Below are 15,338 nucleotides of genomic sequence, written 5' to 3'. Positions count from 1 at the left end.
GCCGTCAGCCGGCCAGCCTAGGTGGGGACGGCCGACGCGAGGTGGAGACCCACCGAACCGCACACTGCGAAGAACTCGGGTTCCTGCTCGGGCCCGCGGCCCATGGTCGTCACGTGCAAGCCGTGGCGGTCGAGCAACGCCGCGACATCGGGGGGTTCGACCGCCACGATGTCATGCCGGCCGTCGCCCACCCCCGCGAGGTCACCCACGATCGCCGGTGGGACGGGCACCTCGACAGCGCTGCGAACCAGGTCGAGCACCGTCGCCGCATGGTGGCTGAGACCGACGTGGCGAGCGCGTGCATCGCTCGACGAGTACCGGGCGCAGAACACGGGGCGGCCCCTCAGTGCGGCGACCGCGTCGAGCGCGGGTGCGGCCTCGATCGCCGTGGTGCCGAGCCGTGTTCCCGTGCCCACCACCCCCGGACCCATCGCGACCACGACCGCATCGGCACCGTGGCGGGCAGCCGCCACGAGGGCCGACGGCACGTTGACGGCCTCGAGGTCCCCACCGAAGGCGTGACCCGCCGTGACCGTGAGGTCAACCAAGCCGAGCGAGCGCAGCTGGACCACCAGGTCGCTCAAGGCGAGTGGCAGCGCGGCGCCGTCGGTCATCACGTACGCCAAGCGAGCGTCGGGTCGAGCGTCGTGGAAGGCAGCGGCGATGGTGGGCACCTGGCTGTGCAACGTGCCGACGGCAACCGGGAGCCCGTCGAGGTGCGGGCGCCGACCTGTCCCACTTGCATCGGGGGGCTCGTGCTCGTCCACCGCGCCCGTGTCGACCTGCAGCCCGGTGTAGCGAAGCTTGATGATGTGGCCGGGCCCGGGCTGCACCCAGCCTGGTTGGTCGAGGTCGCACACCACCACGTGCCATCCGCCGGTGCCGAGGCCCAACTCGACCGCAGTGGTGTTCAACAGCACCCGGTGCCCCGGTGTGACAGGACCGCTCACGTCGACGAGGGCGTAAGCACGGTCTGAGGCCATCGCCGGGTGGCCGGTGGGCAGCGGCGGGTCGAACTCCACTTCATAGCGACCGAGGCCCGGTCGTTCCGAGAGCAAGGCCACGACGCGGCCGGTGCGGTAGGACGGCATCGTGCGATCGGCCCGCGGGCGCTACAGCGACGCGATCAGCTTCTCGACCCGCTCATCGTGGGAGCGGAACGGGTCCTTGCAGAGCACGGTCCGCTGGGCCTGGTCGTTGAGCTTCAAGTGGACCCAGTCGACCGTGTAATCGCGCTTGCGCTCCTTGGCACGGCGGATGAACTCGCCCCGCAGGCGGGCCCGCGTGGTGCTCGGTGGCTCGTCGATGGCCAGCTCGATCTCCTCGTCGGTCACCATCCGTTCCATCAGGCCGCGTTCCTGCATGCGGTGGAACAAGCCGCGCTCACGGTTCACGTCGTGGTACTGCAAGTCGAGCAACGCCACCTTCGGGTCGCTCAAGTGCAGACCGTGACGCTCGCGGTAGGCCTCGACGAGCTTGTACTTCGCCACCCAGTCACACTCGCGCTCGAGCGACAGCGGGTCGCGCTCGATGCTCGTGAGGCAGTGCTCCCACATCTTCAAGGCCTGCATCTCGAGCGGCGCCAAGCCGCGCTGGTCTGCGAAGCGCTGGGCCCGTTGGAAATACTCGGATTGGATCTCCCACGCACTCGCTTCGCGACCGTTCGCGAGACGGACCCGGCGGGTGCAGGTGATGTCGTGGCTGATCTCACGGATGGCCCGGATGGGATTCTCGAGCGTCATGTCGCGCAGCACGACGTTCGGTTCCTCCAGCATGCGCAACAAGATGCTGGCTGCCCCGACCTTCAAGAACGTGGCGTACTCGCTCATGTTGGAGTCGCCCACGATGACATGGAGCCGCCGGTAGCGCTCGGCGTCGGCGTGGGGCTCGTCGCGGGTGTTGATGATCGGCCGGCTGCGGGTGGTGGCGGACGAGACACCCTCCCAGATGTGCTCGGCGCGCTGGCTGATCGAGTACATCGCGCCCCGCGCGGTCTGCAGCACCTTCCCCGCGCCGGCATAGATCTGGCGGCTCACCAGGAACGGGATCATGACTTCGGCGTAGTGCGAGAAGTCGTCACGGCGGCTGGTGAGGTAGTTCTCGTGACACCCGTAGGAGTTGCCCGCAGAGTCGGTGTTGTTCTTGAAGAGGTAGATCGTGCCGCGGATGCCTTCCTCTCGCAGACGTTGCTCGGCGCTCGACAGCAGCTGCTCGAGGATGCGCTCACCAGCCTTGTCGTGGACCACGAGGTCGTGGATGGAGTCACACTCGGGTGTGGCGTACTCGGGGTGTGAGCCGACGTCGAGGTAGAGGCGGGCGCCGTTGGCCAGGAAGACGTTGCTCGAACGCCCCCACGACACCACGCGGCGAAACAGGTACCGGGCCACCTCATCGGGGCTCAGTCGCCGTTGGCCCCGCAGGGTGCACGTGACCCCGTATTCGTTCTCGAGGCCGAAGATCCGGCGTTCCATGTCCCGAACGCTACCGGCCGGGGTGTCGCACGGGTCGCCATACCGCCCCTACCGGGTGACGACCCCGGTCAGCCGGTGACGGCCGTCGAGGAGGTGGTGCCCGCTTTCGTCGTCGTCGGCGTGGGGGTCGCGGTCGTGGTGGTGCGGTCCGAACTGTCCGAACGGTCGCCGCTGGCGCTGCTGCTCCCGCTGTCAGTCGCCCTGGACAGATCCTCGCTGGCGTCGTCGAGGGCCTGGCACTCCGACGACTTCGACCACTCCTTGTCGAGGATGCGACCGGCCTGTGGGTACTTGTCGGTCAAGTTGCCGATGACGCCGCTGAACACGTTGCCGATCCGGCCGAAGTCGTCGGCCGTCCGATCGAGTAGGTCGACGACCGCCTGCGCGTCGTGGCCGTCGGTTGCCTCGGCCCGTGCCTCGTCGCGCTGCATGATCGAGGTCAGGTTCTCGAGCTGCGTGATCAGGTCGCCGGCGAGGAGGTCACCTTGGTCGATGTCGGGAACCCCGGCCGCGGCGAGGCCCCGCACCAATCGCTGCAGCCCGCGGCGCGCGAGCCCGAGGTAGCCGATCAAGCGGGTGCGGACCCCGGCCGTGTCCTTCGGGTTGCCGAGGTCGGGGTTCACGATCAGCTTCAGCGTGCCGAGGAACTGGCGAGCCGCCGCGCACATGTCGTCTTGCCAGTCCGCGGCCCCGACCCTCGGCAGCGACGCGAGATCGACGTGGGAAGCCGCGGCGGCTGTCGTCGTCGTGGCGGCGGTCGAGCCGACCGCGAGACCAGTGCCGCCCGAGCTGCATCCGGCGGCGAGCAGAGCCGTCGCCAACAGGCCGGCACCCAACACGATCACCGACTGCGCCGGACCGCCACGACGCACTGAGGTCATGCATCAGCCTCCGGTGCGGCGTCCCCGCCGGGTTCGGTCGTCTCCGAGGCCTGGCCCTCACCTGCTGCACCGCCGCCGACCGGGCCACCGAGCAGGTCGGCCACCTCGGCGTCGTCGAGGCGGCGAAACGCTCGCCGTTCCGCCCCTCGTTCCAAGACGGCGACTTCGAAGTCGCCGGCGTCGAGCTGGCGAGCCGGGCCGGCGAGCGCCTCGGCCGCGAGCCGCACGGCAGCCTGGAGGTCGAGCGCCTCGGCCCAACCCTGTTGGACCCGCGCCGTCACGGCGTCGGCCTCGCCACCAAGGACGCAAAATCCCCCCTCGTCCATGACCGTCCCGTCGTACAAGATGTGGAAGAGCTGATCGGCGGCTGGGGTGGCCTGGACCTCGGCGACGAGGATCTCCACCTCCAGCGGCTTCATCTCGTGCGTGAAGATCTGGCCGAGCATCTGCGCGTAGGCGTTCGCCAGACTCCGCGCGTCGACGTCCTCACGGCTGAACGAGAACCCCTTCAAGTCGGCGTGGCGCACCCCGGCGATGCGGAGCTGATCGAACTCGTTGTAACGACCGACGCCCGCGAACCCGATCCGGTCGTAGATCTCCGCCACCTTGCGCAACGTGTCGGACGTGTTCTCGGCGCAGATCACCACGCCACCGGCACACGACAACGCAACCAGCGCGCGACCCCGGGCGATGCCCTTGCGGGCGTAGTCGGCGCGGTCCTTCATCACCTGTTCCGGCGCGACGTAGAACGGCATGCTCATGACGGTGATCCCTCGCTGCTGTCCGCGCCGGGTGACGACTCGAGCTGATCGATCAACCCGCGGAAGCGCTCTTCCACTTCGGCCTCGGGCGCTCGACGGAAGCCGTCGGCAGTGATCGTGGCGACCGTCGGGAAGATGCGCCGGACGAGGTCGGGACCACCGGTGGCCGAGTCCTCGTCGGCGGCCTGGAACAGCGCCGAGACGGCGAGATCGATCGCCGCTTCACGTTCGAGCCCCTCGCGCCAGCCGAGCTTCACCACGGTCGCCGCGTGCAGGCTGCCCGACCCGGTGGCGGCTCGGTCGTGCTCCTCGTAGCGACCGCCGGTCACGTCGTACTGGAACAGCCGACCTTGCTGGCGGAGGGTGTCGAATCCCGCAAACAGCGGCACGACGGCCAGGCCTTGCATGGCCGCGGGGAGGTTGTTGCGGACCATCTGGCTGAGCTGATTGGCCTTGCCTTCGAGGCTCAGCTGGGAGCCCTCGACCTTCTCGTAGTGTTCCAACTGGAGCTGGAAGATCTTGACCATCTCCATGGCGGGGCCGGCGGCGCCGGCGATGGCCACACCCGAGTGGCGGTCCGCCGGAAACACCTTTTCGATCCGCCGATGGCTGATCAGGTTGCCCGAAGTGGCCCGACGGTCGCCGGCCATGATCACGCCGTCGACGTAGCGCATCGCCACGACCGTGGTGCCGTGCGTGACGGCCAGGTCACCTCGCAGCGCCTCGTGCGCAAGAGCAGGTCTGCGCCCGGTGCGTGCAGCTAGGGAGGCGAAGTCGGGGCCCGGGTCCTGGCCCGGTGGAAACACGGGAAGCGTCACAAGGGGTGAGGCTAGGCCAGGTCGGGACGAGAACGCGCCGGTCGCCCGGTCACGTGGCACCGGGCGACCGACGACAGGTGGACTGCGGTCTCAGGCTGCGTTGCCGCCTGCCTGCATGATCTGGCTGTAGATCTTCTGCAGCTGTTGGTGCAGCTCGTTCAAGGCGGTGGTGGTCTTGTCGAGCGCCGACTTGCAGTCAGGCCACACCTGCTCCCGGAAGTTGCCGGCCAAGCCTCCGTCCCACACGGTGGGCGTCGCGAGGTGCTCGCCATTTGTCTTGAGCGAGGTGACGGTCTGCTCGAGGCCACCATTGATGATCGACTGGATGTTGGTGATGGCCGTCTTGGCCTCGGGCGTGATGAGAACGCGGTCCGTGGACATGTGAGCTCCTTGCGTGGGGTCGGGCCGGCCCCGGTTTCCCATCCGCCTGGCTGGATAAACCTGGCGCTTGCCCACGCACCGTGTCCCCCGCACCGCGTCCCGCGATCTGACTAGCGTCCATCGCTGCCCATGAAGATCGTCCGCGCGACCTCCGATTCTGCCGTCGATCTCGATGTCCGGCTGCGCCGGCCGGAAGTCACCGTCTTCGATCTCGCCACCGCGCTCCACCCCACGAGCTCCAGCGCGCCGCCCCCTCCGTCGTTGCTCGTCGACGGCATCTCGGCTCCCGGCGACCTGACGCTCGAGGAGGCCGGCGTGCACGATGGCTCGATCGTCAGCGACCCCGGGCACCCCCCGGCGCTGCCACGTGCGGTGAGCGGTGGTCTGCTCGAGCTCGTGGTGATCGCCGGTGTGGATGCCGGAAAGCGGTTCGCGCTCGACCCCGGTTCGCACGTGATCGGCCGTGGTGAGCAGTGCGACGTGCGCCTCACGTCGCCGACCGTGTCGCGGCGACAGTGCTGCATCGACGTCGACCCCTCGGGCGCGATCGAAGTCCACCACCTCTCGGGCACGGTTCCGACCCATGTCGACGGCAGCCAGGTGGAGATCTCCGTGACCACCAGCCCCGGTGCCCTCATCGAGGTGGGTGCGGTGGCGCTGACGACCGAGTGGCCTCGCACCGACGACGCGCCGGCCCATCTCGACCGCTTTCGTTCGAAGGCCGCCGCACTGCCGCTGAACCGCCCGCCGCGGTTCGCTCCTCCACCCCCGATCGAGCCGCTCACCGTGCCCGTGCCGCCCGAGAGGGCGAACAAGGCGCCGTTCAACCTCGCAGCGCTCGCCGCCCCCGTGGCGATGGGCGTCGTCATGTACGCCGCGATGCACAGCGTCATGTACTTGATGTTCACCGCGCTGAGCCCCGTGATGATGCTGGGGAACTGGTGGGAGACCCGTCACCGGTCGAGGCGCACGCTGCGCAAGGGCACGCGCACGTTCAACGAGCAGCTCGAGCAGTTCAGCACCGGCTTGGACGATGCCGCGCAGCGCGAGCAGGCCCGACTGCGCACCGACCACCCGCACCCGGGCGAGGTCGTGCGGCGCGCGGTGCTGCCGAGCATCCGGCTGTGGGAGCGCCGTTCGGAGCACGCCGACTTCCTCACCCTCAGCCTTGGCCTCGCGGATCTTCCCTGGGCGCCACCGCTGGTCGACCGCGGCGGGCAACACGACCTCGCACCCGCGGTTGCCGCAGCGCTCGGCCGCCACACCTCGTTGCGCCAAGTGCCACTGGTCGTCGACCTCGACGACGGAGGCGTGATCGGGATCGTCGGACCCCGGGCCTCCGCTCTGGCTGTCGGCCGGCAATTGTTGTGCCAGGCGGCGGTGCACCATGGCCCTGCGGACCTGCACATCGCGGTGATCGCACCATCGGAAGGCGGCAAGGCCTGGCAGTGGGCCAAATGGCTGCCCCACACCGTCGACTTGCGGCCCTCGGCCGGCGAGCAACGGCTCCTGGCCGGGAATCCGATCGACGCTGCGCAACTCGTGGAGGGTCTCCTGGCCGATGCCCCCGCGACCGACCGGGCCGGAATCTCCTTCGGCACCGATGAGGCCACCGGGCCCACGACGCTGTTCGTCGTCGACGGCGACGAGTTGCTCGTCGGCCGCAACAGCCCCACGCGCCAGGCGCTGCGAGGCGCGGCGGGTCCGGCAGCCGGGATCGTGTTGGCAGCCACCGCCGACCGGCTACCGGCGGTCTGCACGGCCATCCTCACCGTCGACGAATGGGGCATCGCCGAACTCACCGAGCCGCGGCGCAGCGGCGACCACGCGGTGGAGCTCCTCGCGGCCGGCATGTCCGATGACGAGGCCCGGGTGGTGGCATCGTCGCTCGGCCGCTTCGAGGACCCAGAGGTCAAAGTCGTCGGCGGGAGCCTTCCGGACCTGGTCCCCCTCGTCGACCTGCTCGACTTCGACGCGATCACGGTCGCCGACGTCGAGCGGCGATGGCAGGCCAACCAGGGTTTCCACCTCCGCGCACCGATCGGCGCTGGCGAGCGTGCGGCCTTCGTGCTCGACTGGGATCGCCACGGTCCACACGGCCTCGTCGGCGGCACCACCGGCTCCGGCAAGAGCGAGCTGCTGAAGACGCTCGTCGCCGCCTTCGCCGCCACGTACTCGCCCCAAGACCTCACGTTCGGCTTGTTCGACTTCAAGGGCGGCTCGACGTTCACCGAGCTCGGTTCACTGCCTCACACCGTCGGCATGGCCAGCGACCTCGACCTCCACCTCGCGCGCCGGGCGCTGCGCTGCCTGCGTGCCGAGTTGCTCCAGCGTGAGCGTGCGTTCGACCACGCCGGCGTGAAGGACCTCGCCGACTACCGCACCCGTCGCGACGCCGGCGCGCCCGAGCTGGCCGGCCTGCCTCCTATCCCGCGCCTCATCGTGATCATCGACGAGTTCGCCGCCATGGCCTCGGAGCTGGCCGAGGAGATCGGCGCGCTGACCGACCTCACGGCGAGGGGGCGCTCGCTCGGCGTGCACCTGCTGCTCGCCACCCAGAAGCCCTCGACGGCGGTCAACGCCGAGATCCGCACCAACACCCGGCTGCGCATCTCGCTGCAGGTCGAGGACGGCCAGGACTCCACCGACGTCATCGGTATCCCGGACGCAGCCGCCATCCGGCAAAAGGGCCGCGGCTTCTTCCGCGTGGGCCAAGGCGAGATCCTCCCGATCCAGAGCGCGCTGGCGTCGGGTCGCACCGCAACCGAGACCGGCCCACCCGTCGACGTCGCGCCCTTCGTGTTCGGTCGCTCGCCGAGGGGCGAGGCACCGGCCCGACCCCGGGAGGAGCCCACCGGACCCAACGACCTCGAGACGTTGGTGGCGGCCATCGGCGCGGCGCACCGAGCGTCGGGCGCGCCGAATCCCCGCAAACCCTGGCCGGATCCCCTCCCGGAGCGGCTGACGCTCGACGACCTCGCGGACCTCAGGCCGGCCGATTCGCCGAGCTCCCCCGACGACCTGTCCGTCGCGCTGGCCGACAACCCCGAGGCCCAGCGCCGCTACCCGATCTCGTGGCCGATGCACGAAGGGAACCTGCTCCTGTACGGGGTAACCGGCTCAGGCACCACCACGACGCTCGCGTCGCTCGGCGTCGAGTTCGCACGGACGCGGTCAGCTGACCGCGGGCACCTGTACGTGCTCGACTTCGCCGCAGGCGGGCTCGATGCGCTCGCCGGCCTCCCCCACTGCGGCGCGGTGGTGAGCGCCACCGACCGCGAGCGCCAGATCCGCCTGATCCGCTTTCTTCGCGCCGAGCTCGATCGCCGGCGCGACCTGTCGCCGTCGAGCCGCGCGGACGAGCCGCGCATCTTGGTCCTCGTCGACAACGTCGAAGGGTTCCGTGCGGCGTACGACGATCCCGACGGCGCGGCCGAGCTCGACCGCTTCGCCCGCCTCTTCGCCGACGGGCCCGAAGTCGGGATCGTCGTCGCGATGACTTCCACGAGGATCGGCGGCGTGCCGCACACCTTGGCGACCGCCACCCCACACAAGTGGCTCTTCCGCCTCGCTGACCCCACCGACTACAGCGCGTTCGCGATCAGCCGCAAGCAGGTCCCCACATTCGTGCCCGGCCGGTTCCTCGTGGCCGCCGATGGGATCGAGGCCCACGTCGCCCTCCCTGGCGACGACCTCGCGGCCGAGGTCGATCGAAGCGCCCACGCGGCCGGCAGCGAGCACGGCGGCCCGCGGCGGATCCAGACGCTGCCCGCGAACGTGGACCACGACGAGGTGCGGGGCACCAGCACCGTGGGCGCCGAGCAGTGGTCACTCGCAGTCGGTCGGCGCGACACCGATCTCGGCCCGGCCACGCTGACGCTGTACGAGCACGAGCACGGGCTGGTCGCAGGCCCGGCGCGGTCGGGGCGCAGCACTGCGCTGTTGACGCTGGCGTCGAGCGCCCGTGATGCCGCGCCGTCGACCACTGTGCTCGCCGTCGCAACCCGCCGCTCTCCGCTGCGCGAGAGCCCCTTGGTCGACTCGGTGGTCACCACCGCCGACGCCATCGGCGAAGTGGTCGATCGGGTTCTGGCGACGAGCGGCCCCACGCTCGTGCTCGTCGACGACGCGGACACGCTCGACGACGCCGACGGTCGCCTCGCCCAACTGCTCGCCAACGCGCGTCCCGACGTCCATGTGGTGATCGCCGGGCGTAACGACGTCTTGCGATCGCTGTTCGGTCACTGGACCCAGACCGTGCGACGCTCGAAGGCAGGAGTGCTCCTCCAACCCGATCCCGATCTCGACGGCGACCTCTTGGGCGCGCGGCTCCCTCGCAAGCAGCACGTGGCCATGGGAGTCGGACGCGGTTACGTGATCAGCGACGCGACGGCCACGCTCGTGCAAGTGGCCGAACCGCTGCGGGTCGCGGAACACGGGGCCTGAGCACCCGAGCCGTCCGGGGGACGCCGCAGCGGCAAGCAGCGCCCGACGACCATCGGCCGCAACTCCGTGGCTGGCGCGCGCCCGCCCGTTGGCGTCCGTGGGCGCGTCATCGCAGCACCCACGTGGCCGAGTGAGCTACTGGCCGCCCTTTTGGACGTAGCTCTTGACGAACTCCTCGGCGTTGGTCTCGAGGACGTCGTCGATCTCGTCGAGGAGATCGTCCATCTCGGCCTTGAGCTTCTCGCCCTGCTCGGAGCGGGCAGGTGCCTCCTCGACCGTCTCTTCCTGACGAGCCGGTGCGGGTCGGCGGATCTGTTCACGTTCTGCCATGGTGGTTCCTGTCGATCAGATGGGGAGTGCCCCTGGGGTGATCCTAGGGGTCGGTCGGCGCTGCGCCACGCCACCCGACCCCGAGGCCTGATCGAGCGGCTCAGGCGCCGAGCCGCTCGATCAGCTCCGCAGGAGTGTCACAGGCGGCGACCAGGTCACCGACTTGGGCTTCGGTACCGCGTCCCGGCTCCATCATCGGCACGCGACGCAATGGATCAAGACCGACGTCGAACACCATGGAGTCCCAGTTCGCCGCGATGATGGCTGGCGCCCACTTCTTCAGGCACGTGCCGCGGAACCAGGCGCGGGTGTCCGGGGGCGGGAAGGTGGTGGCGCGCTCGATCTCATCGGGTTGTGCGATCCGCGCGAGCCCCACCCGAGCGGCCAAGCTCCGCTCCGGCCGGAGATCGTGGTACTGGAGCGCGAGGCCCGCCACCCGTGGGTCGTCCCACCCGACACCGTGGCGGTCCTGGTAAGCCTCGAGCAGGCGCTTCTTGGCAACCCAGTCGACACGATCTGCCGCTCGCTCGGGATCGGCCTCGAGCGCGGCGAGCACCGACTCCCACGCCACCAGCACCTCTTTCCCTGTCTCCTCACCCACCGCGGCGAGGCCGTGTGACGCGGCGTATCGCTGGGCCGCGTCGAGGTAGGCCCACTGCAAGTCGAGCGCAGTGATGGTCGACCCGTCCACGAGCTCGAGCGGGTGGCGCAAGCCGAGATCGTGCGACACCCGTCGGATGGCCTGCACGGGGCTGCGGAACGTCATGTCATCGGGCGTGGCGTCGTCTTCCACCATCGCCAACACGATGGCCGTCGTACCGACCTTCAAGAACGTGGCGGTTTCCGACAAGTTGGCGTCGCCGCAGATGACGTGCAGGCGCCGGTACTTCTGTGCGTCGGCGTGCGGCTCGTCGCGGGTGTTGACGATCGGCCGCTTCAGCGTGGTCTCCAAGCCGACCTCGGCCTCGAAGAAGTCGGCGCGCTGCGTGAGCTGGTACGGGATGTCGCGGCTCGAGGCACCTGCCAGCTCGGTTCCGACCTTTCCGGCCCCGCAGTACACCTGACGGCTGACGAAGTGCGCGGTGGCATGGGTGACGATGCGGTGGAAGGGCACCGAACGGTCCATCAAGTAGTTCTCGTGGCAGCCGTAGGAGTTGCCCTTGCCGTCGGAGTTGTTCTTGTAGATGACGATCTCCTGGCCCGGTGGGAGGACCCGCCGCGCCGCCTCCATCGACCGCACGAGGATGGTTTCCGCAGCGCGGTCCCACACCACCACCGATCGAGCGTCAGCGCACTCGGGGGTGGAGAGCTCGGGGTGCGCGTGGTCGACGTAGTACCGCGCGCCGTTGGTGAGCACGGCGTTCACCAAGTGGGTCTCGACCTCGGGCGCCAACGTACCGGCGGGGCTGGCGCCCCGCGCGTCGTTCGCCGGGTTCTCGTCCTCGAAGTCCCACCCGACGCGATCGGCCCCTTCGAGCTCGCCCAGGTAGGCGTTGATCAGCAACGACGACGCGGCGATCGGGTTGGACTCCGCCACCCCTCGAAGGACGATGCCGTACTCCGTCTCGATCCCGCAGTACTTGTGGGTTGCCACGAGCGGGACCCTATCGGCACCACCTCGGGCGAGCCTCCCGCAAACCTCGTGCCCGAACCCGACCGGGGAAGGACGGGTCGCCACGGCGACCACATCCCCACCCGGTTCGGGGTGAGAGGGACGAGCGGCCTCCGCTACAGATACTGGCCGGTGGCCACCCGTTCGATCGCGCGGCCGCCCTTGGTCTTGGGCTCGTCGCGGTCGGCGATGAGGGTGCGCACGTACACGATGCGCTCGCCCTTCTTGCCGGAGATCTTGGCCCAGTCGTCGGGGTTCGTGGTGTTCGGGAGGTCTTCTTGCTCCTTGAACTCCTGGTGGATCGACTGCACGAGGTCGTCGAGTCGGATGCCGCGGTTGCCCGAGGCGAGCAAGCGTTTGATGGCCAGCTTCTTCGAACGCCGCACGATGTTGTCGATCATGGCGCCGGAGGAGAAGTCCTTGAAGAACATGACCTCCTTGTCGCCGTCTTGGTACGTGACCTCGAGGAACCGGTTCTGATCGTCTTCCCGGTACATCTCGGCAACGGTCTCTTCGATCATCGCCTGCACCGCCTTGGCGGGATCGCCACCGCCGAGCGCGCCGACTTCCTCGGCGTCGAGAGGTAGGTCAGGGGTCAGGTAGCGGGCGAAGATCTGTTCGGCCGCGCGGGCGTCGGGCCGCTCGATCTTGATCTTCACGTCGAGCCGACCGGGGCGCAGGATGGCCGGGTCGATCAGGTCCTCCCGGTTCGACGCGCCGATCACGATCACGTTGCGGAGCGACTCGACACCGTCGATCTCGGCGAGCAGCTGCGGGACGATCGTGGACTCCATGTCGGAGCTGATCCCGCTGCCGCGGGTGCGGAACATGGAGTCCATCTCGTCGAAGAACACGATGACCGGCCAGCCCTCTTCGGACTTCTCGCGGGCCCGTTGGAACACCAGGCGGATCTGGCGCTCGGTCTCGCCGACGTACTTGTTGAGGAGCTCTGGGCCTTTGATGTTGATGAAGTAGCTGCGGGCCTCGCCCCCGCCGGTCTGCTCGGCAACCTTCTGGGCGAGCGAGTTGGCCACGGCTTTGGCGATGAGCGTCTTGCCACAACCAGGGGGCCCGTACAACAAGATGCCCTTGGGGGCCGGCAGCTTGTGCTCGGAGTACAGATCGGCGTGGAGGAACGGGAGCTCCACCGCGTCGGCGATCTGCTCGATCTGCTCGTCGAGACCGCCGATGTCGGCGTAGGAGATGTCGGGCACCTCCTCGAGCACGAGGTCCTCAACCTCGGGTCGTGGCAGACGCTCGAGCAACAGACCCGACCGGCTGTCCATCATCAGCGTGTCACCCGGCCGCAGCGTGCCGGCCGCCAGCTCGGGTAGCAGCTCGCACACCCGCTCCTCATCGGCGCGCCCGGTGATCAGCGCGCGCCCACCCGGGAGGATCTCCTTCAAGGTGACGACCTCGCCCGTGACCTCTGGCGAGCGCGCCAACACGACGTTGAGCGAATCGTTGAGCACGACTTCCGAACCGCGGACCAGCGTCTCCGCGAGCTCGGGCAGGACCGCCACCCGCATCTTGCGCCCCCCGGAGAAGACGTCGACCGTGCCGTCGTCGTTCGTGGCCAGCAACGTGCCGTACGCCGATGGCGGCTGGGTCAGCTTGTCGACTTCCTCCCGCAGCGCGGCGATGTGCTCGCGCGCCTCGCGAAGGGTGTAGGTGAGCTTCTCGTTGTGGGAGACGGCTTGGGCGAGCTGACCTTTCGTCTCGAGGAGGCGTTCCTCGAGCGTGCGGACCCGCTTGGGTGCTTCTTGCAGCCGCCGCCGCAGGACGAGCACCTCGTCCTCGAGGGACTCCAAGCGATCGTGGGCGTCGTCCCACTCCTCCGTGGACGGGTCGTGGGGGTCGGCGGGTCGGTCGTCACCGTGGGAGTCGATGCCAACCACCTCCTCGGTCGGGCGACCCGCGCCCGGCGTCCTGCCCGGTACGCGAACCGCGGCTCGACGCGGACCCTACACGCGGCGTCGCGCCGTTCCACGCACCCTTTCCGAACTGCTCCGTGTGACTCGGGACACCTCGGTTGGCTCCGGACCGGAGCCGCCCAATAGCGTGGACTGCGCACCTTGCTCACTACACTTGCCAAGCCGGATCGTCCGGTGCGGGGGACACAGGAGAGGCTTCGAGAAGATGAAGGTCTGGATCGACCAGGATCTCTGCACTGGCGACGGTCTCTGTGAGGAGATCTGCCCCGACGTCTTCACGCTCCTCGACGACGGCCTCGCCTACGTGAAGCAGGACGGCGAGCCCCTCTCGGACCCGGGCGGCGCCGCCAGCCAAGCCACCGTGCCGAACGGGTTGGAGGATTCGGTGGTCGAGGCCTCTGAGGAGTGCCCCGGGGAGTGCATCTTCATCGAGAACGACTGAACGGTCGCCCGCCACCGGGCACCAGCACCCGACGGAGAGGCCCGCAGGGCCTCTCTTTCGCGTCCGGGCGGCGCCAGGTCGCGGCCGGGGCTCCTCAGCCCGCCACGCAGCTCCCCGTGTCGACTTCACTCGACGACGCGGTGCCGAGCATGGCCCGCAACTCCGACGTGGCCAGCGCGTACGCCACCCCCGGCCGGTCGGGTGCGATGGCGAACGCGACGCCGACCACCTGACCCGCCGGGGTCACCAGCGCGGCACCCGAGTCGCCCGGCGCGAGCTCGCTGGCGAGGTACAGGACCCGTCTCGTCGTGCGTCCCTGGCTGTAGATGTCAGAGCCGGAGACCGTGGTGACCTGATCGACGCGGAACGGCGAGATCGTGAGCGGCCCGCCGTGAGGATGGCCGAACACCCCGCCCGTCATGCCCTCTTGGGAGTCGAGCAGGGGCAGCGCAGGCTGGTCGAGCCCCTCGACACGCAGCAAGGCGAGATCTCGTTTCGGGTCAAAGGCCACCGGCACGGCACGCAGTTCCTCGCCGTTGTCGCGCAACACGTACGTGCGGTTCTCGCCGGCCACGACGTGGGCGTTGGTGGCCACGATGTCCGGGGCGACCACGAACCCACTCCCCTCCTGCTCCAGGCCACACGCCGGCCCCAGCACCTTGACCGTCGACGCCGCGATCCGATCGGCCTGCGTCTCGGTGAGACCGCTCGCCGATGGCGCAGGGCCCACGCGCGGGGCGGGACGCAGCGCGTCGAACACGTCGGGGTAGCCGGCGCCGAGGAGGCGCCGCATCGAGCGCGCGGTGTCGGGTGACTGCGGGAGGAAGCGGTGGACTTCCCGCACGATCGCCGAGTTGCGCGTCTCGCGGGCACTCCAGCCCGGGATCGAGGCCATGGCGGGGGCCAGCACCCAGATCGCCAGCAGCACGCCGAGCACACCGCCGACCGCGCCCAGCACGTGGTCGATCCGTCGGAGCCGGCGCGTGCGGATGGCGAGGTGCAGGCGCTGTCCGACCACCAAGCCGAGCGCTTGGCCCACCAACCCGCCAAAGGCGAGGATGCCGACCGCCACGAGGAGCAGGGCGTCGGGTTGGAGGTCGGTGCGCAGCTCGCGCAGCGTGAACGGCAAGAACCGCGAGACGATGAAGACACCTATGAGGAGACCGAGCCACGACGTGGCGCGCATCAACAGGCCGAGCCGGTAGCCGCCCGTTGCCGCCGCGGCAGCCGCGGCGACGAGGATCACGTCGAGCGAGCTCACC

The 15,338-nt window shown here is 69.5% G+C and carries 12 protein-coding genes; 2 read left to right on the top strand and 10 right to left on the bottom strand.

The window, feature by feature from the left end:
• Positions 1 to 17: 17 nt before the first annotated feature.
• From VHA73_08270 to VHA73_08245, 6 genes are all read right to left on the bottom strand, one after another.
• On the bottom strand, positions 18 to 1,091 hold the full coding sequence (locus VHA73_08270) for a DUF3866 family protein (GenBank protein ID HVX18015.1): 1,074 nt from the start codon (positions 1,089 to 1,091) through the stop codon (positions 18 to 20).
• A gap of 21 nt (positions 1,092 to 1,112) precedes the next feature.
• On the bottom strand, positions 1,113 to 2,471 hold the full coding sequence (gene pafA, locus VHA73_08265) for a Pup--protein ligase (protein ID HVX18014.1): 1,359 nt from the start codon (positions 2,469 to 2,471) through the stop codon (positions 1,113 to 1,115).
• A 68-nt stretch (positions 2,472 to 2,539) separates the two neighbouring features.
• A complete protein-coding gene (locus VHA73_08260; GenBank protein ID HVX18013.1) occupies positions 2,540 to 3,352 on the bottom strand; it encodes a hypothetical protein in 813 nt (270 codons plus the stop codon).
• A complete protein-coding gene (prcA, locus tag VHA73_08255) occupies positions 3,349 to 4,107 on the bottom strand; it encodes a proteasome subunit alpha (protein HVX18012.1) in 759 nt (252 codons plus the stop codon). The genes VHA73_08260 and prcA overlap by 4 nt, the downstream gene beginning before the upstream one ends.
• A gap of 2 nt (positions 4,108 to 4,109) precedes the next feature.
• On the bottom strand, positions 4,110 to 4,931 hold the full coding sequence (prcB, locus tag VHA73_08250) for a proteasome subunit beta (GenBank protein HVX18011.1): 822 nt from the start codon (positions 4,929 to 4,931) through the stop codon (positions 4,110 to 4,112).
• 90 nt (positions 4,932 to 5,021) lie between these two features.
• The gene (locus VHA73_08245) at positions 5,022 to 5,312 is read right to left on the bottom strand and encodes a hypothetical protein (protein HVX18010.1); all 291 of its coding nucleotides are present in this window, start codon (positions 5,310 to 5,312) and stop codon (positions 5,022 to 5,024) included.
• A 129-nt stretch (positions 5,313 to 5,441) separates the two neighbouring features.
• On the opposite strand from VHA73_08245, the gene VHA73_08240 reads away from it, so the two are divergent.
• Positions 5,442 to 9,758 carry an FtsK/SpoIIIE domain-containing protein gene (locus tag VHA73_08240; GenBank protein ID HVX18009.1) on the top strand — a complete coding sequence of 1,439 codons (4,317 nt, stop codon included), beginning with the start codon at positions 5,442 to 5,444 and terminating at the stop codon, positions 9,756 to 9,758.
• A 135-nt stretch (positions 9,759 to 9,893) separates the two neighbouring features.
• Here the strand turns inward: VHA73_08240 and VHA73_08235 are convergent, their stop codons facing one another.
• From VHA73_08235 to arc, 3 genes are all read right to left on the bottom strand, one after another.
• Positions 9,894 to 10,088: a ubiquitin-like protein Pup gene (locus VHA73_08235; GenBank protein HVX18008.1), complete on the bottom strand. Its 195-nt coding sequence runs from the start codon at positions 10,086 to 10,088 to the stop codon at positions 9,894 to 9,896.
• Between the two features lie 100 nt (positions 10,089 to 10,188).
• Positions 10,189 to 11,682, bottom strand: a complete 1,494-nt coding sequence (dop, locus tag VHA73_08230) for a depupylase/deamidase Dop (GenBank protein ID HVX18007.1) — start codon at positions 11,680 to 11,682, stop codon at positions 10,189 to 10,191.
• 134 nt (positions 11,683 to 11,816) lie between these two features.
• A complete protein-coding gene (gene arc, locus VHA73_08225) occupies positions 11,817 to 13,598 on the bottom strand; it encodes a proteasome ATPase (protein ID HVX18006.1) in 1,782 nt (593 codons plus the stop codon).
• Positions 13,599 to 13,839: 241 nt separating this feature from the next.
• Between arc and VHA73_08220 the strand changes: the two genes are divergently transcribed.
• Positions 13,840 to 14,076 (top strand): ferredoxin, encoded by a 237-nt coding sequence (locus VHA73_08220; protein ID HVX18005.1) that lies wholly within the window; start codon positions 13,840 to 13,842, stop codon positions 14,074 to 14,076.
• 94 nt (positions 14,077 to 14,170) lie between these two features.
• On the opposite strand, the gene VHA73_08215 is transcribed toward VHA73_08220, so the two are convergent.
• A complete protein-coding gene (locus VHA73_08215; GenBank protein HVX18004.1) occupies positions 14,171 to 15,337 on the bottom strand; it encodes a MarP family serine protease in 1,167 nt (388 codons plus the stop codon).
• Position 15,338 lies beyond the last annotated feature (1 nt).

Source organism: Acidimicrobiales bacterium (genome assembly GCA_035547835.1).
GTDB lineage: Bacteria > Actinomycetota > Acidimicrobiia > Acidimicrobiales > Iamiaceae > DASZTW01.
The sequence above is the reverse complement of the archived record's forward strand: the minus strand, read 5'-3'. Positions and strand labels throughout refer to the sequence as shown.